This is a genomic window from Microbacterium sp. zg.Y1084 (assembly GCF_024623595.1).
GTDB lineage: Bacteria > Actinomycetota > Actinomycetes > Actinomycetales > Microbacteriaceae > Microbacterium > Microbacterium wangruii.
Window position 1 is genome coordinate 13,964 of record NZ_JANJGV010000012.1, and the last position, 24,722, is coordinate 38,685.

At 71.4% G+C, this 24,722-nt stretch carries 18 protein-coding genes; 5 read left to right on the forward strand and 13 right to left on the reverse strand.

Annotation, left to right across the window (positions count from 1 at the left end):
* Positions 1-1,287: an extracellular solute-binding protein gene (locus NQ165_RS13545; protein ID WP_257526418.1), complete on the reverse strand. Its 1,287-nt coding sequence runs from the start codon at positions 1,285-1,287 to the stop codon at positions 1-3.
* 222 nt (positions 1,288-1,509) lie between these two features.
* On the opposite strand from NQ165_RS13545, the gene NQ165_RS13550 reads away from it, so the two are divergent.
* On the forward strand, positions 1,510-2,931 hold the full coding sequence (locus NQ165_RS13550) for an NAD(P)/FAD-dependent oxidoreductase (RefSeq protein WP_257533901.1): 1,422 nt from the start codon (positions 1,510-1,512) through the stop codon (positions 2,929-2,931).
* Positions 2,932-2,988: 57 nt separating this feature from the next.
* Here the strand turns inward: NQ165_RS13550 and purH are convergent, their stop codons facing one another.
* From purH to NQ165_RS13565, 3 genes are read right to left on the reverse strand one after another with little or no spacing between them, the layout of a single operon-like run.
* A complete protein-coding gene (purH, locus tag NQ165_RS13555; RefSeq protein WP_257526415.1) occupies positions 2,989-4,596 on the reverse strand; it encodes a bifunctional phosphoribosylaminoimidazolecarboxamide formyltransferase/IMP cyclohydrolase in 1,608 nt (535 codons plus the stop codon).
* Positions 4,597-4,612: 16 nt separating this feature from the next.
* Complete coding sequence (gene purN / locus NQ165_RS13560; protein WP_257526414.1) at positions 4,613-5,206, reverse strand: phosphoribosylglycinamide formyltransferase; 594 nt, start codon at positions 5,204-5,206, stop codon at positions 4,613-4,615.
* A 4-nt stretch (positions 5,207-5,210) separates the two neighbouring features.
* Positions 5,211-6,563, reverse strand: a complete 1,353-nt coding sequence (locus tag NQ165_RS13565; RefSeq protein ID WP_257533902.1) for a DUF6350 family protein — start codon at positions 6,561-6,563, stop codon at positions 5,211-5,213.
* Between the two features lie 99 nt (positions 6,564-6,662).
* Here NQ165_RS13565 and NQ165_RS13570 point away from each other — a divergent pair, with 99 nt between their 5' ends.
* Positions 6,663-8,078, forward strand: a complete 1,416-nt coding sequence (locus NQ165_RS13570) for an NCS2 family permease (RefSeq protein ID WP_257533903.1) — start codon at positions 6,663-6,665, stop codon at positions 8,076-8,078.
* A gap of 37 nt (positions 8,079-8,115) precedes the next feature.
* Here NQ165_RS13570 and NQ165_RS13575 read toward each other — a convergent pair whose 3' ends face one another.
* The 4 genes from NQ165_RS13575 to NQ165_RS13590 all read right to left on the reverse strand — a co-directional run bounded on the left by NQ165_RS13575 (position 8,116) and on the right by NQ165_RS13590 (position 12,416).
* Positions 8,116-8,556 (reverse strand): nitroreductase family deazaflavin-dependent oxidoreductase, encoded by a 441-nt coding sequence (locus NQ165_RS13575; RefSeq protein ID WP_257526411.1) that lies wholly within the window; start codon positions 8,554-8,556, stop codon positions 8,116-8,118.
* A gap of 98 nt (positions 8,557-8,654) precedes the next feature.
* Entirely contained in the window at positions 8,655-9,557 is a 903-nt protein-coding gene (gene sucD, locus NQ165_RS13580) for a succinate--CoA ligase subunit alpha (RefSeq protein ID WP_257526410.1), read from the reverse strand.
* Positions 9,558-9,582: 25 nt separating this feature from the next.
* Positions 9,583-10,749: an ADP-forming succinate--CoA ligase subunit beta gene (gene sucC, locus NQ165_RS13585; RefSeq protein WP_257533904.1), complete on the reverse strand. Its 1,167-nt coding sequence runs from the start codon at positions 10,747-10,749 to the stop codon at positions 9,583-9,585.
* A gap of 149 nt (positions 10,750-10,898) precedes the next feature.
* Positions 10,899-12,416 (reverse strand): FAD-dependent oxidoreductase, encoded by a 1,518-nt coding sequence (locus tag NQ165_RS13590; RefSeq protein ID WP_257526408.1) that lies wholly within the window; start codon positions 12,414-12,416, stop codon positions 10,899-10,901.
* A gap of 70 nt (positions 12,417-12,486) precedes the next feature.
* On the opposite strand from NQ165_RS13590, the gene NQ165_RS13595 reads away from it, so the two are divergent.
* Positions 12,487-13,161: a TetR/AcrR family transcriptional regulator gene (locus NQ165_RS13595; protein ID WP_257526407.1), complete on the forward strand. Its 675-nt coding sequence runs from the start codon at positions 12,487-12,489 to the stop codon at positions 13,159-13,161.
* A gap of 588 nt (positions 13,162-13,749) precedes the next feature.
* On the opposite strand, the gene NQ165_RS13600 is transcribed toward NQ165_RS13595, so the two are convergent.
* Positions 13,750-15,330, reverse strand: a complete 1,581-nt coding sequence (locus NQ165_RS13600) for an aspartate:alanine exchanger family transporter (protein WP_257526406.1) — start codon at positions 15,328-15,330, stop codon at positions 13,750-13,752.
* 76 nt (positions 15,331-15,406) lie between these two features.
* Here NQ165_RS13600 and NQ165_RS13605 point away from each other — a divergent pair, with 76 nt between their 5' ends.
* The gene (locus tag NQ165_RS13605) at positions 15,407-16,435 is read left to right on the forward strand and encodes an ATP-dependent DNA ligase (RefSeq protein ID WP_257533905.1); all 1,029 of its coding nucleotides are present in this window, start codon (positions 15,407-15,409) and stop codon (positions 16,433-16,435) included.
* A 33-nt stretch (positions 16,436-16,468) separates the two neighbouring features.
* Positions 16,469-17,734: an AI-2E family transporter gene (locus NQ165_RS13610; protein ID WP_257533906.1), complete on the forward strand. Its 1,266-nt coding sequence runs from the start codon at positions 16,469-16,471 to the stop codon at positions 17,732-17,734.
* A gap of 21 nt (positions 17,735-17,755) precedes the next feature.
* On the opposite strand, the gene ligD is transcribed toward NQ165_RS13610, so the two are convergent.
* The 4 genes from ligD to NQ165_RS13630 all read right to left on the reverse strand — a co-directional run bounded on the left by ligD (position 17,756) and on the right by NQ165_RS13630 (position 24,705).
* On the reverse strand, positions 17,756-18,787 hold the full coding sequence (gene ligD / locus NQ165_RS13615) for a non-homologous end-joining DNA ligase (protein ID WP_257526403.1): 1,032 nt from the start codon (positions 18,785-18,787) through the stop codon (positions 17,756-17,758).
* A 244-nt stretch (positions 18,788-19,031) separates the two neighbouring features.
* Positions 19,032-20,057: an SseB family protein gene (locus NQ165_RS13620; RefSeq protein WP_257526402.1), complete on the reverse strand. Its 1,026-nt coding sequence runs from the start codon at positions 20,055-20,057 to the stop codon at positions 19,032-19,034.
* A gap of 52 nt (positions 20,058-20,109) precedes the next feature.
* Positions 20,110-22,191 carry an acyltransferase family protein gene (locus NQ165_RS13625; RefSeq protein ID WP_257533907.1) on the reverse strand — a complete coding sequence of 694 codons (2,082 nt, stop codon included), beginning with the start codon at positions 22,189-22,191 and terminating at the stop codon, positions 20,110-20,112.
* 30 nt (positions 22,192-22,221) lie between these two features.
* Positions 22,222-24,705, reverse strand: a complete 2,484-nt coding sequence (locus NQ165_RS13630; RefSeq protein WP_257533908.1) for an ATP-dependent helicase — start codon at positions 24,703-24,705, stop codon at positions 22,222-22,224.
* Positions 24,706-24,722 lie beyond the last annotated feature (17 nt).

A 24,722-nucleotide genomic window follows, 5' to 3' on the forward strand; every position in this document is an offset into this window, starting at 1 on the left:
TCAGCTGCCCGCCGCGAGCTCGTTCACGCGCGTGGCGGTGTCGGAGAGGAACGTGTCGACGTCTGTCTCGCCGAAGATCACAGCTTCGGAGTAGCCGTCACGGAACGCCTGCCAGATCTCCACCGAGTTGGGCACGTTCGGCACCTCGACGGTGCGGGCGGCCTGCTCGCCGAACGCGGCGTAGGCCGGGTTGGCGTCGAAGTAGTCCGCGAACTCCTCCGTGAGGTTGTCTCGCAGCGGCATCTGCCCGGTCTCCTCGAGCCAGATGCCGTCCTGGTCCGCGCTCGTGGCGAACTTCAGCACGTCCCACGCGGTGCCCTTGTTCTCGCATGCCGTGAACATGCCCACGTTCTTGGCGTCGCTGAAGGTCCAGGTCTGCGCGGCATCCGTCCCGCCCTCGGTCGGCACCGGCACGGAGCCCCAGTTCACGTCGTCGCCGTACACCGCGATCGCCCAGGGGCCGACGATCGACATCGCCGCCTGCGCGTCGGCGAACGCATCGCCCTGGTACTGCTCGCGTCCGGCCAGCCCCTCGTCGTACATGGTGCGCCAGAACTCGGCGACGGCGACGGCGTCATCGCTGTCGAAGGTCGCCTCCCCCTCCTCGACCAGCTGGGTGCCGCCGGTCTGCGCGGCGTACAGGGGGTAGAAGTCGAACCAGGACTGGAAGAACTCGCTCGTGGGCGCGGGGTTGATGGCGTAGGGGGCGACGCCGGCCTCCGTCAGCGTGCGGGCGGTGTCGAGGAACTCGTCGTAGGTCGACAGCGCGGGGGCTTCCGGGTCGAGTCCGGCCTGGCTGAACAGATCCTTGTTGTAGAAGATCATCACCGGGTTGGCCTTCCACGGCAGCTGGTAGAAGCCGCCGTCCTCCGACCGGTACTGCTCAGCGATGTCGCCGCTGCGTTCGACGATGTAGTCGTCGCCGTCCTCGAACTCCGACAGGTTCACCAGGCCACCCTGCTTCTGGAACTGCGGCACCGCCGCGGGCGACGTGTTGAAGATCAGGCACGGCGCATTGCCGGCGGTGATGGCGGCGCCGATCACCTCTTCGCTGGATGCCCCGGCAGGGATCTCCTGAGCCTTCACCTGCTCGTCGGGGTGGTCTGCGTTCCACGCCTCCACCATCTGCTCGCCCCAGGCGATCTCCGCCTCGTTGTTGGAGTACCAGATGGTGATGTCTCCTCGCCCCTCGAGGTCGCCGGCCTCCCCTCCGCCGCCTCCGCCACTGCAGGCGGCGAGGGTGAGGATGCCGGCCATGGCACCGGCCGTGATGAGGATGCGTCGCATGGTGTGCCCCCTTGTCGATGGCCGCCCGCCCCGTCGCGGACAGCCCCGCCGGTGCGAGCGGTTCACGCGTGATTAGAGACCCGGCGCAGTCGCCGCTCAACCCCTTGCGTGGCGTCAGCGCCGGGTGTAGCCGCCCGAAAGCGAGACGGCGGGCAGCATCGCCGCTCCTCCTTCGGGACGATCGCGCGTGACGGCGGCGACGCGGCGCGCTAGCGTGCCGGGATGAGCGACTACGACGTCATCGTCATCGGGGCCGGTGCCACCGGCGAGAACGTGGCCGACCGCGCCGTGCAGGGGGGGCTCCGCGCCGTCATCGTCGAAGCAGAGCTCGTCGGCGGCGAGTGCTCCTATTGGGCGTGCATGCCGTCCAAGGCGCTGCTGCGCAGCACCCGCGCGATCCGCGCCGCCCAGGCCGTCGACGGCGCGCGGCAGGCGGTCACCGGGGAGGTGGACGTCGCCGCCGCGCTGCGCCGCCGCGACCGGATCACCCACGACTGGTCGGACGAGAGCCAGGTCGACTGGCTGCGCGGTGCCGGCATCGACCTCGTACGCGGCCACGCCACCCTCACCGGCGCGCGCCGTGTGCGGGTGACGCGCGCCGACGGCACCGCAGCAGACCTCGAGGCACGCCGCGCCGTCGTGGTCGCCACGGGGTCGGCGGCGCTCCTGCCCGACATCCCGGGCCTGGCCGGCATCCGCCCGTGGACCAGCCGCGACGCCACGAGCGCACACGCGGCGCCGACGTCGCTCGCGATCCTCGGCGGCGGCGTCGTGGCCGCCGAGATGGCCACCGCCTATGCCGGCTTTGGCACCACGGTGACCATGATCGTGCGCTCGCGCCTGCTGGGGACGATGGAGCCCTTCGCCGCCGACCTCGTCACCGAGGCGCTCTCCGACGGGGGCGTGGACATCCGCACCGGTGTGGAGGTCGTCCGCGCCGAGCGCGTCGAGGGCCAGGATGCCGTGCTGCACCTCTCCGACGGCTCGCGGATCGCCGCCGCCGAGGTCCTCGTGGCCACCGGCCGCACCCCCCGCACCGGCGACCTCGGAGTGGACGCCGTGGGACTCACACCCGGCGAGTGGCTCGACGTCGATGACACGATGCTCGTGCGCGGCACCGACTGGCTGTACGCCGTCGGCGACGTCAACGGCCGGGCGCTCCTGACCCATCAGGGCAAGTACCAGGCGCGCGCCGCCGGCGACGTGATCGCCGCCCGCGCAGCCGGGCAGGACGTGAAGGACCGGCCGTGGGGCGCACACGTCGCCACGGCGGACCACGCCGCCGTGCCGCAGGTCACCTTCACCGACCCCGAGATCGCCTCCGTCGGGCTCACCGCGCGCGCCGCAGAGCGGGCCGGGCTGCGTGTCCGCGTGCTCGATTACGACCTCGCCGCTGTGGCGGGGGCATCCGTGCACGCCGACGAGTACCGCGGCCAGGCGCGGGCCGTCGTCGACGAGGACCGCCGCGTGCTGGTCGGCGCGACCTTCGCGGGGCCCGACGTCGCCGAGCTGCTGCACGCCGCGACCGTCGCCGTGGTGGGCGAGGTGCCGCTGCACCGGCTCTGGCACGCTGTGCCGGCGTACCCGACCCTCAGCGAAGTGTGGCTGCGCTGGCTGGAGGGTGCGGGTCGGGCCACCGCCTGACGCACGGTGCCTCCGCGGCGCCGACGACGCACCCGGCGACGCGGCTGCTCACCGGGGTCAGTGGAAGAAGTGGCGCTCCCCGGTGAAGAACATCGTTGCGCCGGCGCTGCGCACCGCGTCGATGACCTCTTCGTCGCGCACCGACCCGCCGGGCTGGATGATCGTGCGCACCCCGGCATCCAGCAGCACCTGAACACCGTCGGCGAAGGGGAAGAACGCGTCGGATGCCGCGACCGATCCGGTCGCGCGGTCGCCCGCCCGCTCCACGGCCAGCCGGCACGAGTCGACGCGGTTGACCTGTCCCATGCCGATGCCGACCGTGGCCGAAGCCTTGGCGAGCACGATGGCGTTGGACTTCACCGCACGGCACGCCTTCCACGCGAACGACAGGTTCATGAGGTCCTCGTCGGCCGGGCGCTCCCCGGTCACCAGCTGCCAGCCGTCGACGAGCGACTCGATCTCGGCGGGGAACCGGTCGGCGTCCTGCAGCAGCAGGCCGCCCGACACCAGCCGCACGTCCATCGGCTCCTGACGCCAGTCGGCGGGCAGCTTCATCACGCGCAGGTTCTTCTTGAGGCGGAAGACCTCCAGCGCCTCGGGCTCGAAGTCGGGGGCGACGATGACCTCGGTGAAGATGTCGCGCAGGTTCTCGGCCATCTTCAGCGTCACCGTGCGGTTGGCGGCGATCACGCCGCCGAAGGCCGAGACCGGGTCGCACTCGTGGGCACGCAGGTGGGCCGAGGCGATCGGGTCCAGCGCCTGCGGCGCCGCCACGGCGATGCCGCACGGGTTGGCGTGCTTGATGATGGCCACGGCGGGCTTGATCAGGTCGAAGGCGGCGCGCAGCGCGGCATCGGCGTCGACGTAGTTGTTGTACGACATCTCCTTGCCCTGCAGCTGCGTGGCCTGCGCGATGCCGTGACCGCCCACGGTCGTGTAGATCGCGGCGCGCTGGTGCGAGTTCTCCCCGTAGCGCAGGGTCGCCAGCCGCTCGGCCTTGATCGTCAGGTGGGCGGGGAGGTCCCCCTCTTCGGCGAGGGTCTGCTCGGCGAACCACGTCGACACCGCGGCGTCGTACGCAGCGGTGTGCGAGAAGGCACGCGCGGCCAGCTCGCGACGCTGCGAGAGCGTGGTGCCGCCCGCGGCGATGGCGTCGATGACGGCGGGGTACGACTCGGGCGAGACGACGACGGCGACGTTGGCGAAGTTCTTCGCGCTGGCGCGCACCATCGCCGGGCCGCCGATGTCGATCTGCTCGACCACGTCGTCGCCGGCCGCGCCGGAGGCGACCGTCTCGACGAAGGGGTAGAGGTTCACGACCACGAGCTCGAACGCCTCGATGCCGAGTTCGGTGAGCTGCCGCTCGTGGTCCTCCAAGCGGAGGTCGGCCAGCAGGCCCGCGTGCACACTGGGGTGCAGCGTCTTCACCCGGCCGCCGAGCGACTCCGGGAAGCCCGTGACGGCGGCGACGTCGGTGACGGCGTATCCGGCGTCACGGATGGTGGCCGCCGTGGAGCCGGTGGAGACGATCTCGACCCCGGCATCGGCGAGCGCGCCGGCGAGCACCAGCAGGTCGGTCTTGTCGCTCACCGACACCAGCGCACGGCGCACCGGGACGACGTCGCGGGAACGGTAGAGGGACGGGTCGTGGCTCGGGGCGGCCATGGGGAACTCCTCCGGGTCAGGGTGTGGATGCCGCGACGAGGTCCAGCTCACCGACGGCGATGCGGCGCACCACGTCGATCAGCAGACGGCGCTCGACGGGCTTGATGCGCTCGTGCAGGCTGTGCTCGTCGTCCCCGGGCAGCACGTCCACGCGCTCCTGCGCGAGGATCGGCCCCGAGTCGACACCGGTGTCGACGACGATGACGCTGGCCCCGGTTCGCTCCGCGCCCGCGGCGAGCGCGTCGCGCACGCCGTGGGCACCGGGGAACTCGGGCAGGTAGGCGGGGTGGGTGTTGATGATGCGCGGCGACCACGCGTCCACGACGGCGCCGGGCAGCAGCTTCATCAGTCCGCTGAGGACGATGAGGTCGGGGTTCCAGACCTCCAGCTGCGCGTGGAGCTGCGCCCCCCACTCGTCGCGCGCGGCGGCACCGCGCCACGGGATGACGAAACTCGGCACGCCGAACGCCTCGGCGTGGGCCAGACCCTCGGCCTCGCGGTCGGCCCCGACGACGACCACGCGCGCCGGGAAGGCAGGATCGGCCGCAGCCTCGAGGAGAGCCCGGAGATTGGACCCGGCACCCGAGATGAGGACGGCAACCGTGAGCACCGCGTCAGTCTATCGGCGTGCGCGGGACCTGATCCGCGGCCGGGTGATCGGTGCTCGCGGCGGGGTCGTCGGGCGTCGCAGGCAGGGCCGCCTCGTCCTGCGGGGCGAGCGGGCTGCGCGGGGGCGCAGCGGCGTCGTCGTCCTGGTTCCGCGGCGACAGCAGCAGGATCGCCGCGCCCAGGCCCGCCTCCAGGCCGACGGCGAGGGCGACGGGCCCCGGCTCCGGCCCGACCACGGCGAGGGCGCCCGGGCCGAACGAGCCGGACGCCAGCACCGCCAGCACCGCGACGGCGCACGCCGCCGTCACCGCGATCCCCAGAGCGATGACCAGGCGCGGGGCGACCGGCTCGTGCTCCGCGGCATCCGCGGCGTGACCGCGCACCAGCTGCGATCGCGCGACCCAGCCGGCCAGGCACCCCGCAGCCACCGGCACGAGGGCGAGCAGAAGCAGCCACGGAGAGCTGGACTCCGGAAGCGCCCCCAGCACCGGGATGCTCGGCAGCACCCCGACCGACGTGCCCACCGGCGAAACGACGGTGTCGGCCCCGACGGCGAATCCTGGCCCGGCCAGGAACGACACCGCCCACACCACGAAGGTCGGCACGTAGCCGAGCTGGCCCAGGGTGATCACCGAGGCGCCGAGCGCGTCGACCTGCCCGGCCTGGAACAGCGAGAGCACGTGAGCGCCGCGCAGCACGATGGACAGCACCAGCAGCAGCGCCCCGGCGCCGATGAGCACCATGACGACGATCGTGGCGCCCCGGGCGATGAGACCGGGCACCTCCACCCAGGCGCCTCCCCGCCGCTGCAGCGCCGTGTGCACCCCGTCCACCACGCCGTCGTCGCCGGCGCGCCACGCGACGGTGAGCACGCCGCCCAATGCGGGCACGGCGAACACGAGCACGGGGAACAGCACCGCCTGCCACAGTTCGACCGCGGCGATGTCGTTGGCGGTCGTCACGGCCACCCCGGCCGCGGCGGCAGCCACGACGACGGTGCCGGAGAGCATGCCGATGAACCCGGCACCCGCCCGGGCGGCGCGGGCGCCGGAGCGGGCGGCGAACACCGCGGTGAACAGGGCGAGGGCCAGCGGAGCGAGGGAGACGGTGAAGGATGCCGCTGCCTCGCTGATGCCGGCGGGCACCGTGAACTCCTGCGGAAGGGTCACGGCGAGCGGCACGAGGTGCCCCAGCTGCCAGAGACGGCCGGCGGTGGGCCACAGCCCTGACCAGGGAGCTTCCGGGCCGAACCCGAAGATCCACAGCAGTGTCAGCGGCGCGAGCGCGACGACGAGCCCCACAGCGACGGCGAGGGCGGCGTCGAAGGCGGCGAGGAGGGCGACGAGCAGGCGATTCATCCGCTGTCGACCCTACCCGCGGCCCGTGCGCGGCCCGGGCGCGCCGCGGGGCGCGTCATACGTGTCAGGACTCACAGCCGATCGCAATAGATTTGAGGTATGACCTCCACCTCCCGGGGCGCGACGCCGCCCACCGCCACGCCTGCCCACCCGAAGGGCACGCTCGACCGCTTCTTCTCGATCACCGAACGTGGCTCCACGGTCGGCACCGAGGTGCGCGGCGGCCTCGTCACCTTCGTGACGATGGCCTACATCGTGATCCTGAACCCGATCATCCTGTCGACTCCCGACGTCGACGGCACGTTCCTCGCGCCGGAAGCGGTCGCGGCCAGCACCGCCCTCACCGCCGGGTTCATGACGATCCTCTTCGGCATCGTCACCCGCCTGCCCTTCGCGTTCGCCGCGGGTCTGGGCATCAACGCGTTCCTCGCCTTCTCGGTCGTCGGCCAGGTGACCTGGGGCGAGGCGATGGCCCTCACCATCATCAACGGCCTCATCATCGTGCTGCTGGCGGCGACGGGCCTGCGCAAGATGATCTTCGACGCCGTGCCCGTGCAGCTCAAGCTCGCGATCACGGTCGGCATCGGCCTGTTCATCGCGTTCATCGGCTTCGTGAACGCGGGCTTCGTGAACACCGGTGGCGGCACGCCCCTCGAGCTCGGCACGGCGGGGTCGATCGCAACGGTCGACACGCTGCTGTTCGTCGTCACGCTGCTGCTGGGCGGCATCCTGATCGCGCTCAAGGTGAAGGGCGCGATCCTCATCGCCCTCGTCGCCGGCACGGTGCTCGCCGCGATCGTCAACATCTTCACGCCCGTCGCCGACTTCGGTCTCACGGGCGGGATCTTCGCCCTCCCCGACCTCAGCCTCGTGGGTGCGGTGGACTTCGGCTTCGACTTCGCGAAGGTCGGGTTCGTCGCGCTGCTGATGTTCGTGTTCACGCTCGTGTTCACGAACTTCTTCGACGCCATGGGCACCATGACAGGCCTGGCGAAGGAGGCCGACCTCGCCGACGCGAAGGGCGACTTCCCGCGCATCAAGTCGGCGCTCGTCGTCGAGGGCGTCGGCGCCGTCGTCGGTGGCGCGACCTCGTCGTCGTCGGCGACCGTGTTCGTCGAGTCCGGCTCGGGCATCGGCGAGGGCGCCCGCACGGGCCTGGCGAACGTCGTCACCGGCCTGCTGTTCCTGCTGGCGATGTTCGTCACGCCGGTCACCGGCCTCGTTCCCGGCTTCATCGCCGCCGCGGCGCTGGTGCTCGTCGGCGCCATGATGCTCTCGCAGATCAAGAACATCGACTTCGCGGACTTCAACGTGCTGCTGCCGGTGTTCCTGACGGTCACGGTCATGCCGCTGACGTACTCGATCGCCAATGGCATCGGCGCCGGCTTCGTCAGCTGGGTGCTCGTCAACGCACTGTCGGGCAAGGCCCGCCAGGTGCACTGGCTGCTGTGGATCGTCGCCGCCGGCTTCGTCGTGTTCTTCGCCCGCGGCCCCATCGAGGCGCTGCTGGCCTGACCCTTCGTCGAGGGCTGAGCCGGCGCGCCCGCGCCGCTCAGTCCTCGACCGGCTCCAGCACGAAGACGGCGATGCGCCGGTCGGTCTTGGCCTGGTACGCGTCGTAGTCGGGCCAGACGGCGGTGGCGCGAGCCCACCACTGGGCATACTCGTCGCCGTCGAGCTGCCGCGCCACGTACTCGCGGCGGTCGGCGCCGTCCTGCAGGGCCACGCGCGGGTTCTTCCGCAGGTTCCAGTACCAGGCGGGCGGTTCCGGGGCGCCGCCCTTGGAGGCCACCACGGCATACCGGCCGTCGTGCTCCACCCGCATCAGCGCGGTCTTGCGCACGCCCCCGCTCTTGGCACCCACCGTCGTCAGCACGATGATGGGGACGCCGCGCAGGGTGTTCGCCTCCCGGCCGCCCGACGCCTCGTACTGCTCGGCCTGGGTGCGCGCCCACTCGGAAGTGCTCGGCAGGTAGTCGCCTGTGATCGCCATGGCCACCACGCTAGTGCCGATCCGCTGCGGTGGCGCCGCCGAAGACGACGAAGGGTGGATGCCGCGTGGCATCCACCCTTCGTGCGTTCCCGTGCCTGTTACAGCGCGGCGATGATCTCGCGCATCAGCTCGGCGGTCTCGGACGGCGTCTTGCCGACCTTGACCCCGGCGGCCTCGAGGGCCTCCTTCTTGGCCTGCGCGGTGCCCGCCGAGCCCGAGACGATGGCGCCGGCGTGGCCCATGGTCTTGCCCTCGGGGGCGGTGAAGCCCGCGACGTAGCCGACGACCGGCTTGGTGACGTTGGCCTTGATGAACTCCGCCGCACGCTCTTCGGCGTCGCCGCCGATCTCGCCGATCATGACGATCGCCTTGGTCTCGGGGTCGGCCTCGAACGCCGCGAGGGCGTCGATGTGCGTGGTGCCGATGACCGGGTCGCCGCCGATGCCGATGGCGGTCGAGAACCCGAGGTCACGCAGCTCGAACATCATCTGGTAGGTCAGGGTGCCCGACTTCGACACCAGGCCGATGGGGCCCTTGCCGGTGATGTTGGCGGGGGTGATGCCCACCAGCGACTCGCCGGGGGTGATGATGCCGGGGCAGTTCGGACCGATGATGCGGGTGGCGTTGCCCTTGCTCTCGGCGTAGGCCCAGGCCTCGGCGGTGTCACCGACGGGCACGCCCTCGGTGATCACCACGAGCAGGCCGATGCCGGCGTCGATGGCTTCGATCATGGCGTCCTTGGTGAACGCCGGCGGCACGAAGGCGATCGACACGTCGGCGCCGGTCTTCTCCATCGCCTCGGCGACCGAGGCGAAGACGGGCAGCTCGACGGGGTTGCCGTCCTTGTCGGTGTGCGAGACGGTCGTGCCGGCCTTGCGGGCGTTGACGCCGCCGACGATGTCCGTGCCGGCCTTGAGCATCAGGGCGGTGTGCTTGGTGCCCTCCCCGCCGGTGATGCCCTGGACGATGACCTTGGAGTCTTTGTTGAGGTAGATCGACATTGCGTTGTCCTTCTTCGTCCGGGGGTCAGGCGTTCGCGAGCTCGGCGGCCTTGTCGGCGCCTTCGTCCATGCCGGCGGCGAGGGTGACGAGGGGGTTGTTCGCGGCCGCGAGGATCGCACGTCCCTCCTCGACCTGGTTGCCGTCCAGGCGCACCACGAGCGGCTTGCTGGCGGTGTCGCCCAGGATCTCCAGGGCCTTCACGATGCCCTCGGCCACCGCGACACACGACGTGATGCCGCCGAAGACGTTGACGAAGACGCTCTTGACCTGCTCGTCGTTGAGGATGACATCCAGACCCGCGGCCATGACCGTCGCCGATGCCCCGCCGCCGATGTCGAGGAAGTTCGCCGGCTTCACGCCGCCGTGCTTCTCACCGGCGTGGGCGACGACGTCGAGGGTCGACATGACCAGGCCCGCGCCGTTTCCGATGATGCCGACCTGGCCGTCGAGCTTGACGTAGTTCAGACCGGCGGCCTTGGCCTTGGCCTCGAGCGGGTCGGCGGCGTCCTTGTCCTCGAGCAGCTCGTGCTCGGGGTGGCGCACCTCGCTGGCGTTGTCGTCGAGGGTGACCTTGCCGTCGAGGGCGACGATGTCGCCGGCGCCGGTGAGCACGAGCGGGTTGACCTCGACGAGGGTCGCGCCCTCGCCCTTGTAGACGTCGTAGAGCTTGACGAAGACGTCGGCGACCTTCTCGACGAGCTCCTCGGGGAACTTCGCCTCACGGGCGATCTCGAGCGCCTTGTCCTTGTCGATGCCGGTGAGGGGGTTGACCTCGATGCGGGCCAGCGCCTCCGGCTTCTCGACCGCCAGCTGCTCGATCTCCATGCCGCCCTCGACCGAGCAGAGGCTCAGGTACGAGCGGTTGGAGCGGTCCAGCAGCACCGAGAAGTAGAACTCCTGGGCGATGTCGGCGCCGGCGGCGACCATGACGCGCTTGACGACATGGCCCTTGATGTCGAGGCCGAGGATCGCCTTCGCCGCCTCGTAGGCGTCGTCGGGGGTCTTGGCGACCTTGACGCCGCCCGCCTTGCCGCGGCCTCCGGTCTTGACCTGCGCCTTGACGACGACGAGTCCGCCGATCTTCTCGGCAGCCGCCTTCGCCTCCTCGGGGGTGTCCGCGACGATACCGGCGAGCACCGGCACCTCGTACTTCTCGAATAGGTCTCGTGCCTGGTACTCGTACAGATCCACGTGCAATCCTTCGCTGGGCGACGGTGGGTTTCGGTGCCGAAAACAATCTCGATGTCGAGAGATCAGCCAATCCCCCAGCCTACTACCCGCGCATGACAGGTCCCGCCGCGCTTCGGCGAGGTCGGCAACGGGCGCGGATGCCGGCGCACTCAGCCGTCGGCGCGACGCGGAAGCGTCGGCAGGTCCCGACAGGCGGGGCCCTCGATGCGGGTGCCGTCGGGGGCGAACCGCGATGCGTGCAGCGGGCAGTCCCACGTGCATTCGGCGTCGTTCCACGCCACGACGCCGCCCAGATGACTGCAGACGGCGCTGACCGCGCGGGTCCGCCCGCCGACGGTCGACACCGCCACCGGCCGGCCGCCGCGCTGGGCGACGACCCCCTCGCCCTCGGCGGGGCGGGGAACGGGCACGGGCTGTCGCTCGGCCTCGAACCATCCGCGGGCAGCGGCACCGGCGATCTTCGCGTTCTCGATCAGTCCGCGGCCGATGTCCCCCGGCATGGTCAGTCGCGTGCCGATCTGCCTCATCCACTGCGGCAGCTCCTCACGGGCCTGCCCGCGGATCTCGGCCGCCAGCCGCAACGCCGCCCACGGCGCGTTGGTGAGCCCCCATTTGGCGTAGCCGGTGGCGAAGCGCACCCTGCCGAAGCCGCGCGGCAGCGCGCCGACGAAGGGGATGAGGTTGTGCGAGGTGTAGTCCTGCGCCGACCACCGGTGCGTGGGCTCGGCACCCGGGAAGTGTCGCTGCGTCCAGACGATGAGGTCGTCCACGAGGGCGCGCTCCGACAGCGCGCGCCCCACGGGGTGTCCGTTGCCGCCGACGATGAGGTTCGCCCCGTCCTGTGCCACGGGCCGCAGCGAGCGGGTGGGGCCGTCGACGGAGAGGAACAGGCCCGTCGGCACGTCGCCGGGCGTGCGGAAGGAGACGCAGTACGAGCGGTGCCCGCTGACCTTCGCGAAGGTGAGGCCACGGTCGACGATCGGGATGCCGGTGGCCAGCACGACGTGCTCGGCGGTCATCTCCCCCGCCGAGGTGCGCAGCACCGGGCGCGGGGGCATCGACAGCCCCGTGACGCGCACGCCGGTGTGCAGGCGCCCGCCGGCGGCGACGAACGCGGCGGCGAGCGCGCGCGTGAGGGTGTCGGGGTCCAGCGCCGTCTGCCCGTCCAGCGCCACCGCGCGCGCGATGGGGAACGGCAGGTCGTCGGTCTCGGAGTGGAGGGCGATGCGCGCCGGCAGTCCCGCCTCGCGCGCGACGTCGTGCTCGTCGTGCACGGTGCCGGCCTGATCGGCGTGCTGCGCGTAGGAGTAGGCGGTGTGCACGGTGCGGTCGACGCCGGCGGCATCCGCGAAGGCCAGCAGCCACTCCTGCCCCGCCCGGTTCGCCTCGACGTAGGCCTTCACCAGCGACGCCGGATGGTGCGCACGGATGGTCGAGAGCGTGCTGCCCTGCAGCAGCGACACCTTGCCCGTGTTGGATCCGCTCGCGCGCGCGGCGACGTCGCCGGCCTCCACCACGGCGACGTCGAAGCCGTCGAGTGCGAGCAGCACCCCGGTGCAGAGACCCGTCAGGCCGGCGCCCACGATGACGACATCACGGTGCGCACCCGGCTCGTAGGGCGCTGAGGGGACGGCGGGTGTCTGCTGCTGCTTCCACAGGGGGTCCATCGCCACACTCAAACGTGGGTGACAGCACGCTTCAACCGGCTTGACAGGCGGCACAGTAGGCTCCGGTGTCATGAGTGACACCGCTGCGACCGCGCCCGCCTCGCGCACCGCCGTGGTGGCGGTGGCGCTGGACCTCTTCGCCACGCAGGGGTTCGAGGCGACCTCGGTGGAGCAGATCGCCCAGGCGGCCGGGGTGTCGCGGTCGACGTTCTTCCGCCAGTTCGGCGGCAAGGACGACGTGGTCTTCGCCGACCACGAGGTGCTGCTCGAGCGGCTGCGCGCGTTCCTCGCCGAGGATCATGCCGATCCGTGGCAGGCGGTCTGCGAGGCGTCGATCATCGTGTTCCAGCACTTCGCCGCCGATCCCGAGCCCGCGCGCCGGCGCTACGCCGTGGTGCGGGGCGTGCCGGCGCTGCGCGACCGCGAGATCGTGACGGTGTTCCGCTACGAGCGGCTCTTCGACGAGTACCTGCGCGCGACCATCCCCGACCTCGATCCCCTCGACGCCGTCGGATTCGCGGCACTCGTGACGGCCGTGCACAACCACGTGCTGCGCCAGCTGCTGCGCGGAACCAGGCGGGTGCCGGCATCCGTGCTGCGCGCGGCGCTCAACGACGTGCTGGCCCGGTTCGGCGTCGCCCCGACAGCGGAACCGGCGGACGACGACGTCGTGGTGGCGGTGTTCCCCAAGCGCATGCCCGCAGCCGAGGTCGCCCGGCGCGTGCGCGCCTCGCTCGAGGGCTGATCGCCGCGCCTCGCGCCGGCCGGGCCCCCGCGCTGATTCGGCCGCCTGACCCGGCCGCGCCGGCCTGGGTGCCGCGCAGCCCGGCCCGCAGGGCGGGCACAACGTCGCCATTACGGCCCAGCGGGCCCCGGTAGCGGCACCGCCGCCCCCTCCCCCGCGCGGATCGGCGGCGTTGTGCACGGCGCCGCCCTGCACCCGAGCGCTCCGCTGCCGCGCTGGTTTCTGCCGTCTGAGCCGGCCGCGCGGGAGTGCGGCTGGCAGGACGTGCACAACGTCGCCACCGCGGACCGGGGAGCGCCGGTTCCCACCCCCGAGGCCCGATCCCCGCGCGGATCGGCGGCGTTGTGCACAGCACCGCCCCACGCCCGAGCGCTCCGCGGCCGCGCTGGGTCGACTTCCGACCCGGCCGCGCCGGCCGAGCTTCCCCAGCAGCCCGGCCCGCAGGACGTGCACAACGTCGCCACCGCGGACCGGGGAGCGCCGGTTCCCACCCCCGAGGCCCGATCCCCGCACGGATCGGCGGCGTTGTGCACAGCACCGCCCCACGCCCGAGCGCTCCGCTGCCGCGGAGAGCGACCGCGCGCGGGATCAGAGGGCGACGAGCACCTGCGCCAGCAGGATCTTCACCACCATCGCGGCGGGGTACACCAGGGTGTACGCCAGCGCCACGCGGGTGTCGTAGCCGGTGCGCATGTTCGCGAACGCCAGGATCGCGGGGTTGGTGAGCGTGCCCGCCATGACCCCGGCCAGGCGGGTGCCGCCGGTGTGCATGAGGTGGCGCGCGACGACGTAGGTGCCGACGACGCTGATCGTCGTGATGACGAAGCCCAGCAGCAGCAGCTGCAGGATCTCCCCGGACGTGATCGCCGAGATGACCAGAGACCCGGCCTTCGTCCCGGCGTAGGCGAGGAAGATCAGCAGCCCCAGCTCCGACAGCACACTGGATGCCGTCGCGGGCAGAGTCGTCACGATCGGTCCGATCCGGCGGATGCGACCGAAGATCAGCCCGACGATGAGCGTGCCCGCGGCCGCACCGAGCGCGAAGGTGCCGCCGCCGGGCAACGGGACGGAGATGAGGCCGAGCCCGAGCCCTGCGGCGATACCCAGGGCCAGCGCCATCGGGTTGATGTCGCTGATGCCGCGTTCCGAGTCGCCGATCAGCTCGGTCAGGCGGGGCATGGCCTCGCGCGGGCCCACCACCTGCAGCCGATCACCCTGCTGCAGCACCAAGGTGCCGGTCGCGACGATGTCGACGTCGCCGCGGCGCACGCGCGGGATGGTGGCCCCGAATCGCTCACGCAGCCCGAGGCTCGCGATCGGGCGGCCGGCCAGCTGCGGGTTCGACAGGATCATGCGGCGGTACTCGAGGTGGGTGCGGTCCTGCACGATGTCCAGCGACGACGCATGGCCGAGCTCGGCCGCCACCGCCTCGACGGCATCCTGCGGGCCGATGACGTTGACCACTCCCCCGGGCGGCAACTCGGTCTCGGGGCCGACGGTGGCCATCTCGCCCCCGCCCTTCGGCCGCAGTCGCGAGAAGGTGATGCGGCCGCCGTAGCGCGTGCTGACCGCGCCGGCGGTGGGTCGCGCCATGGTGTCGATGCGCACGGCCTTGTCGACGAGCGCCACCGGCTCGTCGGTGTCGTCGGCGCGGTGGCGCAACGCCAGTCCCACCGCGAGCATCGGCGCGATCACCCCGAACACGTAGGCGCTGGCGTAGCCGACGGTCGCCTCGGGGCTTCCTCCCGTCGCCGCGAGGGCAGGGGTGTTGGTGACCGCGCCGGCGAAGGTGCCGGCGATCGTGGGGGCGGAGACCCCCATCGCCCCGCCGAGCAGGAACGCCGTCCCCGCGGCGAGCACGAGAAAGCCGGTGACCACCAGCAGCAGCGGGTAGGCGGTGCGCAGGGCGTGGCCGAAACCCGGACCGGCCATGAGGCCCACGCAGAAGGCGAACACCACCAGCCCGATGTCGCCGATGAGGGCGGGAAGCTCGATCGTGACGCCGTTCGCGACGCCCCAGGCGGTGAGTCCCATCGCGCCGAACAGCACGCCGATGGCGCCCAGCGAGACGCCCGCGACCCGCACCCGTCCCAGCGCCGACCCCAGCCCGACGAGGAGGAATGCGGTGAGCACCGGGTACGCGGCGAGGAACTCGAAGACCGGGCGCATGTCCCGAGTATGGCGCGCCGCATCCGCTGCGGCGAGGGCACTCCCGCGTGTCCGCCGCGGCGGGCAGGATGGGCGCATGTACGACATCCCCGCGCCGATGCTGGCCAAGGCCGTCGCCGAGATCCCCGACCGTCCGGGCCTGAGCTTCGAGCCCAAATGGGATGGATTCCGCGCGCTCGTCGCGTGGGACGGCACCGACGTCGAGATCGGGTCGCGCGGCGCCAAGCCGCTCACCCGCTACTTTCCCGAGCTCGTCGCCGCTTTCGCGCGCCTGCTGCCGGAACCCTGCCTCGTCGACGGCGAGATCGTGGTGGCGGTGGGGCCGCCGGGGGCGCAGCACCTGGACTGGCCGGCACTGTCGCAGCGGATCCACCCCGCGGCATCCCGTGTGGCGCTGCTGTCGACCGAGACCCCGGCGATGTTCATCGCGTTCGACCTGCTGGCCCGCGGCGACCGCGACCTGCAGGCCGAGCCGTTCGCTGAGCGCCGCTCCCAGCTCGAAGACCTGCTGGGAGGGGTGCCCGATCCGGTGCACGTCACCCGGGCGACGGCGGATGCCGCACAGGCGCGGCGCTGGCTGGCCGAGTTCGAGGGCGCAGGCCTCGACGGCGTGGTCGCCAAGCCACTCGACCTGCCCTACGCTCCCGGCAAGCGCACGATGCTCAAGATCAAGCACGCCCGCACCGCCGACGTGATCGCCCTCGGATACCGCATCCACAAGAGCGGCGAGGGCGTCGGGTCGCTGCTCGTGGGGCTGTATGACGACAGCGGCCGGCTGCGCAACGTCGGCGGCGTCGCCGCGTTCAGCAACGCGCGCCGGCTGGAGCTCGTCGACGAGCTGGCGCCGCTGGTCGAGACCGACGCCGACGGGGCTGCGGTCACGGGCGCGACGGATCGCTCGCGCTTCTCCGCCGCGAAGGACACGTCGTTCGTGCGGCTGCGCCCCGAGCGCGTGCTCGAGGTGCGCTACGACCAGCTGGAGGGCGACCGGTTCCGCCACACCGTGCAATTCGAGCGCTGGCGTCCCGACCGCGACCCGCAGTCATGCACCTACGACCAGCTCGAGACCGTCGGCGCCTACGACCTCGCCGACGTGCTGCAGTGACCGCCGCCGCCTCCTGACGGGTACGGTCGTCGCATGGGATTGTTCACACGCGCGCCCCGGTCGATCACCGTCGACGCCCCGCTGCGGCTCGACAGCGAGTCGCCCGTCCAGCTGGCCGCCGACCGCGCGCCGTGGAGCCTCTGGGCCGACGGCATGGGAAAGCTCGCCACCCGCGCCCTGCAGCTGATCTTCGTCGTCATCGTGGCCGCCGCGATCGTGCTGGGCATCCAGCAGGTCACCGTGGTGACGATCCCCCTCGTGATCGCGCTCATCCTCGCCTCGGCATTCGCCCCTGTGATGGGGTGGATGCGGCGGCGCGGGGTCCCCGCGGTGCTCGCCACCGTCACCACGCTGCTGGCGATCGTCGTGATCCTGAGTGCCGTCGGCTGGCTCATCGTCTGGGCCGTGCGCGACCAGTGGGACGAGTTGTACAGCAAAGCCCAGGACGGCTTCACCCAGGCGGTGGCCTGGTTCGGAACCCTCGACCTCCCCATCGACCAGGCACAGGTCGACGAGTGGGTGGGCAGTGTCACCGACTTCCTCACCAGCGCGCAGTTCGGCTCGGGGGCACTGGCCGGCGTCGGCGCCGTGGCCAATTTCGTCACCGGCTTCGTGCTGCTGGTGGTCATGCTCTTCTTCTTCCTCAAGGACGGCCCGCAGATGTGGGCGTTCCTGCTGCGCCCGTTCCGTGGCGAGAACTACGCCCGCGCGGTGCGCATCGGCGACAAGACGGTCACGACCCTGGGCTCCTACGTCCGCGGCACGGCCACGGTCGCCGCGGTGGATGCCATCGGCATCCTCATCGGCCTGCTGATCCTGCAGGTGCCGCTGGCGATCCCGCTGGCGACCCTGGTGTTCCTGCTCGCCTTCATCCCGATCGTGGGTGCGACCGTCGCGGGCATCCTCGCGGCCCTCGTGGCCCTCGTGGCCAACGGCTGGGTCGTCGCCCTCGTCGTGGTGGGCCTCGTGGTGCTCGTCAACCAGCTGGAGGGCAACTTCCTGCAGCCCGTGCTCATGGGCCGGTCGCTGAAGCTGCACGCGTTCGTCGTGCTGGTCGCGTTGACCGTCGGCACCGTGCTGGCCGGCATCCTCGGTGCGGTGCTGGCGGTGCCGATCACCGCCGTGGTCTGGGGCGCGATCCTGGTGTGGGACGGGGAGAGCACCCCCGCCCGCTGGGCACGGCCCAAGCCGGGAGAAGAGGCGGCCGGGTCGACGGAGCGCTGGCGACTGCGCAAGCGCAAGCGGGACGCCGCGCGATCCCAGCGCGGCGAGCAGCCCGTCGTGCAGGCGGCGCCCTAGCCGACGCGGCCGAAGACGCGCTCAGCCCTCGTCGGGCTGCCGGGCCCGGCTGGGCTGCACGCGCGGCGGCTCACCCGGCATCTTCGGAAAGTCGGGAGGGAACGGCAGCTCGCCGAGCCCGTCCTGGAGATCCCGCTGCCACCACTCCAGCAGAGTGTCGATGCGGCCCGGTTTCGCTGCGAGGTCCGCCCACGGGTCGCCCACGTCGGCGAGCCGCTGCGGCACGGAGCGGATCGTGAACAACGCCGGATCGACGCCCGCTTCGATCTCGTCCCAGCTGACGGGTGTGGACACCGTCGCACCGGGAAGCGCGCGCGGGCTGTAGGCGCCCGCCATCGTGCGGTCGCGGTTGGCCTGGTTGAAGTCGAGGAAGATGCGCTCGCCCCGCTCCTCCTTCCACCAGTTCATCGTGACCTTCTCCGGCATCCGCCGTTCGAGCTCGCGCCCGGCTGCGATGACGGCGTGACGCACATCGAGGAACTCGTGGGTCGGCTCGATCGGGCAGAACACGTGGATGCCGCGATTGCCGCTGGTCTTGAGGAACGCCGTCAGTCCCGCCTCGGCCAGCACCTCGCGCAGCGCGGGGGCGACCGCTGCGGCATCGGCGAAGTCGGTGCCCGGCTGCGGGTCGAGGTCGATGCGCAGCTCGACCGGGTCGTCGGTGTCGCCGGCGAGCGAAGCCCAGGGGTGGAAGACGACGGTGTTCATCTGTGCGGCCCACACCACCGCGGCGGCCTCCCGCAGCACGACCTGGGGATGCCGGCGCCCGCTGTTGTAGGTGCACATCACCTCGTCGACGTAGTCGGGGACGCCCTTGGGCGGGTTCTTGGAGAAGAACCGTTCCCCGTCGATTCCGCCGGGGAACCGCTCGAGCGAGACCGGGCGGTCGCCGTTGGCGGCGAGGAAGGGGACCGACACGGCGATCAGGTACTCGGCCAGTTCGTGCTTGGTGATGCCGAGATCGGGCCAGAGCACCCGGTTGGGGCTGGACAGCCCGACCTCGCGGTCGCCGTCGGGCCCCGGGACGGTGAGGGTGATGCGCTCCGATGCCATGCCCCGACCCTAGAGGTCGGTCGCGCGGCGCGCACCCGGCCGACGCCTGGACCCGTGCACAACGTCGCTGATCGGGGGCGAAACCGCCCGGCCGCGCGGTCAGGCACGCGGCGGTCGGTGGTTCGGCGACGTTGTGCACGCCGCGCCGTCGGCTCGACCGGCGGGCGGCGGGCGGCGAGCGGCGAGCGGCGGTCCCAGCGCCGTCGGGTCACCCGGCGACGGGCGGGCGCGAGCGCCGGCCAGGTCAGCCGGCGAGGGCGATCACCGGCGCCAACGCCGGACGGTCGAGCATGATCCAGGGGCCGCCCGGGTCGACCACGACGCCGGTCAGCCCTTCGTCGGCGGCGATCGCCTTGCCGAGCTGCTCGGGCGAAAGGGGCACCGCACGGTCGTTGCGCCCGAGCACCGCGACCTCGAGGGGGTGCGAGAAGACCTCCAGACGGCGGCTGCCGTCGGCGGCGCGCACCTCCGAGACGCCCATGCGCTTCTCCGCGCCCGGGACCTCGCCGGCTGCCACCCACACGCGGGTGCGTGCGAGGGCCTCACCCACCGCCGCTGCCGTGGCCTCCGTGCGCTCGGCGGCGAGAAGGTTCTTGAGGGTGAACGCGGGGTCGGCGTCAGAGAGCGCCTTCTCGATCAGGGCCTTCGGCAGCACGGCGCGACGGCCGGGCGACGCGTGGTCGATGATGATGCCGGCGTACGGACCGGACACGACGTTACGCAGGACCGCCCCCGACGGCTGGCCCATCGCGGAGGTCTGCGCGTCGCCGTCGGAGCTGACGCTGTCCTGCAGCGCGTCGCCGCCCGTGAACGCGAGCAGGTACCGGTCGTCGCCCAGGGCCGAGACGGCCATCGTGAGTTCCTTGCCCTCAGCGAGCTGCGCTTTCGCATCGCCGCGGACCCGCACATAGAGGTGCCCCTGCAGCAGCTGGCGCAGCAGGGCGATGATGTCGACAGGCTGGGGCTGCTCGGGCATGGCCGCGACCGCCGCGCGCACCAGCATGTTGTCGGGAAGGCCGGGCACCGTCTCGGTGCGCGCGGGCGCCTCGGCGGGCCCGCGCAGGGTGCGTCGCGCGCCCTCGGGCAGGGGCTCGGGGGCCGGCCTGGCCGCCTTTCCGAAGGTGGACATCGAGATGTTCACCTGCGGCACGGCCTCGACCGGCGCGGCGGCATCCGGCTCGGACGTGGCAGCCTGCGCGGAAGCAGCCGGGGCCGCCGGTGCGTCGCCGTCGGTCGCAGGGTTCTTGTCGCGTCGTGAGAACAGAGCCATATGTTCGAGCGTACCGGGTGGTCTTCGGCGCCCTCCTGCCGTCAGGACGTGGTCAGTCCGCGAGGGCGCGGAGGATGCCCTGCTCGAGGTACGGAACCAGCGTGCGTGCCCAGGTCGCCGTGACGTGGTGCGCGTCACGGTACACCAGCACATTCCCGATGACCGGCGGGCACACGTTCTCGTCGCAGTAGAACTCCGTCAGGTCGACGAGCTCGGCGTTGGGCACCAGCGCGGCCGCCTCCGCATTCCCGTCTGTCCGCGCGAGTGCGTCCGCCCGAGGCCGGGCACACGCGGTCGCCGCATTCGCCAGGTTCTGCGCGACGCACGCTGCTGTCTCGGGAGTCATACCGGGGTTGTCCCGGATCGCAACGATAGGAATATCCGGGAGTGCGCTCCAGGCTTCCACCAGCCCGCGGACGGTCGCTTCATCCACCGTCTCGCCTTCCGAGGGGGTCACCGCAACCGATCCGGTATTCGTGACCACGAGAAGGTCAGGCGGGTCGCCCTGGATCCGCTCCATGATGGAGGCTCGCCACAGCCTGCAAGCGCGGCGGCTCGCCTCCGCAACAGGACGCGGTTCTGCGGCGGTGAGGTAACAGCCACCCGCCCCGGCGACTTGCATTTGCCAACCCTGCCGCTCCGCGATCGCACCATAGGCGCCGATGAGCGTGTTGTTGTGCGAGTCGCCTACGGCCAGCACTCGCATCATGGGAGCCTCCGGCTCGTGGATGGTGCAGATCTTCGCGGCACCGGTGTCGTCCGATCCCCAGCACTCCGGCAGGTTGGCGTCATCGCTGACCGCCACCGAAGGATCGGGCACCACGAGGCCGGCGAGTCGTGAGTCCTCGCAGGGCGCCAGCACGGGGTCGACCGCGGCGGCGCCGAAGCACTCAGGCGGATCGGACTCGTAGGAGGTCAGCAGGTCAGCTCGAGCCTTGTCACGCTGGTCGACGCTGACGAGTGCTGCCCCGGCCACAGCGACCACCAGGGTCATGCCCAGTGCGCTCCACAGGGCGACCGTGCGCGGGCGACGGCCGCCGAGCAGCTGTGGCGAGAAGCGCACGGGCTCCTCGATGAACCGGGTCGACAGCCACGCGAGCGCGAGCGCCGCGATCGCGATGCTCACCTTGTCCAGCGTCGACAGCGGCCTGCCCGTCGCGAAGGGGAGCAGGACGATGAGCGGCCAGTGCCAGAGGTACACCGCGTAGGAGACATGCCCCAGCAGTGCGACGGGGCGCCACCGGCCGACTCGCCCTATCGGAGACCGGGCGCCCGCCCACAGCACGAGCAGCGTCCCGGCGACCGGCAGCGCGGCCGCGATTCCCGGGAACGGCGTGTCAGCGGTGTAGAGCAGCGTCGCGGCGCCGATCATGGCGACGCCGGCCACGGACAGGGCCGCCCTCATCCACCTCGGCGCCTCGACGGCGACGAACGCGAGCAGCGCACCCGCGCCGAACTCCCACGCTCGCGTGAACGAAGAGAAGTATGCGATCGAAGGGGAGTAGGCGACCAAGAACACAGAGTAGGCGAAAGACGCGACGACAGCGACCGCGACGACAACAGCCATAGCGATCTGCACCGCGCGGCGGCGGCGCCGGGCAGCGGCAACAGCGACGAGCAACAGCAGCGGCAGGACGAAATAGAACTGCTCCTCGACCGACAGGGTCCAGAAGTGCTGAGTGGGCGACGCCGCGTTGTCCATCGCGAGGTAGTCGACCGAATCCCACGCCAGGCCCCAGTTCTCGATGTACAGGACGGAGGCGATGATCTCCCGCAGGAACTGCCGCCAGTGCAGGTCCGGCACGAGCACCACCACTGCGACGGCAGTCGCGAGGAGCACCGTCAGCGAAGCGGGCAGCAGCCGGACAGCCCGTCGCGCCCAAAAGCGGGCGACGCGGATCGTGCCCGTGCGGGACGCCTCGCGGAGCAGGTGCGAGGTGATGAGGAAGCCGCTGATGACGAAGAAGACGTCGACGCCGACGAACCCGCCCTGCAGCCGATTGGGCCACAGGTGGTACAGCAGCACCGCGCCGACCGCCAGGGCGCGCAGCGCCTGGATGTCGGCGCGCAGATTCCCCTGCTCTGCGGCGGTCCGTCGCTTCGGGACGACGGCCGACGGAATCGTCACGCTCACCGAGACAGTCTAGGAGACCGGCGCCGGGGCTCAGATCTTGGTGATCGGCGCGACCTTGATCAGCAGCTTCTTCGCCCCCGCCGTGTCGAAGCGCACGTGGGCGATGCGCTTGGCGCCCTCTCCGGTGACGGTGTCGACGCGGCCCTCGCCGAAGTCGTCGTGGCGGATGCGGTCCCCGGCGGCGAGCTCGAGGTCGCCGTTGTCGCGCACCTTGGCCGTCACGCGGTTCGGGAACCGGCTGGGGTCGGTGACGCGAGCCGAGCGCCCGAGCGGCACCAGATCATCGCCGTAGCGCGATCCGCCCCCGAAGCCCCCCGATGACCCGGATCCGCCGCCGGGTCGTCGCGCGTTGAGCGCCCGCGACTGGCTTCCGCCGCGCGAGTTGACGTCGCCGGGCGACTGCCGCCAGTTCACCAAACCGGCCGGGATCTCCTGCAGGAAGCGGCTCGGCATGGCCGCCGAGACCTCCCCGAACTGCGCACGCGTCATCGCCAGCGACAGGTACAGCCGGCGTCGGGCCCGGGTGATGCCGACGTAGAACAGCCGGCGCTCCTCCTGCGGCCCGCCGGGCTCCCCTGCGGAGATGCGGTGCGGGATGAGGTCCTCTTCGACACCGGTGATGAAGACCGTGTCGAACTCCAGGCCCTTGGCCGTGTGGAGGGTCATCAGCGACACGGAGCCGGAACCGTCATCGAGGTCGTCGGCATCCGATACCAGGGCGACATCGGTGAGGAAGTCGAGGATCGTGCCCTCCGGGTTGTTGCGGGCGAACTCGCGGGCCACGGCGACGAATTCGTCGAGGTTCTCCACGCGCGCTTCGTCCTGCGGGTCCTTGCTGCGCCGCAGCGCGTCGAGGTAGCCGCTCTTGTTCAGCAGCAGCGTCAGCCCCTGCGGGATCACCGACGGCGGCGGCAGTTCCCCGGAGGTGGGGAGCATGAGGGCGGATGCCTCGGCCAACACGGCGTCCAGCTGCGAGATGGCGGTCTGGAGCTTCGGCCCCACGCCGAGCGCGGAGGCGTTGGCGAGCGCGTCGCGGAAGGTGATCTGCTCCTCGGCGGCGTAGCGGGCGATGGCCGTCTCGGTGACGTCTCCGATGCCCCGGCGAGGACGGTTCAGGATGCGGCGCACCGCCATCTCGTCGGCCGGGTTGGCGACCGCGGTGAGGTAGGCCAGGGCGTCCTTGATCTCGGCACGCTCGTAGAACTTCGTGCCGCCCATGATCTTGTACGGCACCGCCGAGCGGATGAAGATCTCCTCCAGCGCTCGGGACTGCGAGTTGGTGCGGTAGAACACGGCCATGTCGGAGTAGCCGACGCCGGCCTTGCGCACCCGCTCGATCTCGTCAGCGACGAACTGCGCCTCGTCGTGCTGCGAATAGCCGGTGAAGCCGACGATCTGCTCACCCTCGCCGACATCAGTCCACAGCTTCTTCTCCTTGCGGTCGAAGTTGTTGCCGATGACGGCGTTCGCCGCGGAGAGGATGTTCTGCGTGGAGCGGTAGTTCTGCTCGAGCAGCACCACCTCCGCGCCGGGGAAGTCGCGCTCGAACTCGCTGATGTTGCGGATGTCGGCGCCGCGGAAGGCGTAGATGGACTGGTCCGAGTCACCGACCACGGTGAGCGACGCACCCTCGAGCTCGGGGCCGTTCGCCGCCGGCTCGGGCTCGAAGATCATCATTCCGCCGGCGGAATACGGCTCGGCGCCGCTGGCGCCGGACACCGGACGGGTGAGTTCGCGGATGAGCGAGTACTGAGCGTGGTTGGTGTCCTGGTACTCATCGACGAGGATGTGGCGGAACCGGCGGCGGTAGACGTCGGCGACGTGCGGGAAGGCGCGGAACAGGTAGACGGTCTGGGCGATGAGGTCGTCGAAGTCGAACGCGTTCGCTCGCCGCAGCGAACGCTCGTAGTCGGCGAACACCTCGACGAAGACGCGCTCGGCGGGGTCGTTCATGTTCGCCTGCCGCGCGTAGGACTCGGCGTCGGCCAGCTCGTTCTTGAGCTTCGAGATCTTGCCCTGCACCGCAGCGGGAGTGAGTCCGAACGCGTCGGCCTCGTGCTGCTTCACGAGGCGCTTGATGAGCGCTCGGGAGTCGCCGGAGTCGTAGATGCTGAAGGAGCTCCTGAAGCCGAACTGCTCGGCCTCGCGGCGGAGGATGCGCACGCAGGCGGAGTGGAAGGTGGAGATCCACATGCCCTTGGATGCCTCACCGACCAGCTGCCCCACGCGCTCGCGCATCTCGCCGGCGGCCTTGTTGGTGAAGGTGATCGCGAGGATCTGGCTCGGCCAGGCTTCACGATTGCGCAGCAGCGAGGCGATACGGTGCGTCAGCACACGGGTCTTGCCCGACCCGGCGCCGGCGACGATGAGCAGGGCCGGCCCGCGATAGGTCACGGCACGGCGCTGCGGCTCGTTGAGCCCCCGCAGCAGATCGTCGTCCTCCCGCGGTCCAGCATCGCCGACGATCACGGGAACGGATGCCGCTTCGCGCGCGGCCGGAGCAGAGTCGGTCATGTCCTCTCAAGTCTAGG

Coding starts and splice junctions, on each gene's coding strand:
- NQ165_RS13545 (WP_257526418.1), bottom strand. CDS start 1,287: ATGCGACGCATCCTCATCACGGCCGGTGCCATGGCCGGCATCCTCACC.
- NQ165_RS13550 (WP_257533901.1), top strand. CDS start 1,510: ATGAGCGACTACGACGTCATCGTCATCGGGGCCGGTGCCACCGGCGAG.
- purH (WP_257526415.1), bottom strand. CDS start 4,596: ATGGCCGCCCCGAGCCACGACCCGTCCCTCTACCGTTCCCGCGACGTC.
- NQ165_RS13565 (WP_257533902.1), bottom strand. CDS start 6,563: ATGAATCGCCTGCTCGTCGCCCTCCTCGCCGCCTTCGACGCCGCCCTC.
- NQ165_RS13570 (WP_257533903.1), top strand. CDS start 6,663: ATGACCTCCACCTCCCGGGGCGCGACGCCGCCCACCGCCACGCCTGCC.
- NQ165_RS13575 (WP_257526411.1), bottom strand. CDS start 8,556: ATGGCGATCACAGGCGACTACCTGCCGAGCACTTCCGAGTGGGCGCGC.
- sucD (WP_257526410.1), bottom strand. CDS start 9,557: ATGTCGATCTACCTCAACAAAGACTCCAAGGTCATCGTCCAGGGCATC.
- NQ165_RS13590 (WP_257526408.1), bottom strand. CDS start 12,416: ATGGACCCCCTGTGGAAGCAGCAGCAGACACCCGCCGTCCCCTCAGCG.
- NQ165_RS13595 (WP_257526407.1), top strand. CDS start 12,487: ATGAGTGACACCGCTGCGACCGCGCCCGCCTCGCGCACCGCCGTGGTG.
- NQ165_RS13600 (WP_257526406.1), bottom strand. CDS start 15,330: ATGCGCCCGGTCTTCGAGTTCCTCGCCGCGTACCCGGTGCTCACCGCA.
- NQ165_RS13605 (WP_257533905.1), top strand. CDS start 15,407: ATGTACGACATCCCCGCGCCGATGCTGGCCAAGGCCGTCGCCGAGATC.
- NQ165_RS13610 (WP_257533906.1), top strand. CDS start 16,469: ATGGGATTGTTCACACGCGCGCCCCGGTCGATCACCGTCGACGCCCCG.
- ligD (WP_257526403.1), bottom strand. CDS start 18,787: ATGGCATCGGAGCGCATCACCCTCACCGTCCCGGGGCCCGACGGCGAC.
- NQ165_RS13620 (WP_257526402.1), bottom strand. CDS start 20,057: ATGGCTCTGTTCTCACGACGCGACAAGAACCCTGCGACCGACGGCGAC.
- NQ165_RS13630 (WP_257533908.1), bottom strand. CDS start 24,705: ATGACCGACTCTGCTCCGGCCGCGCGCGAAGCGGCATCCGTTCCCGTG.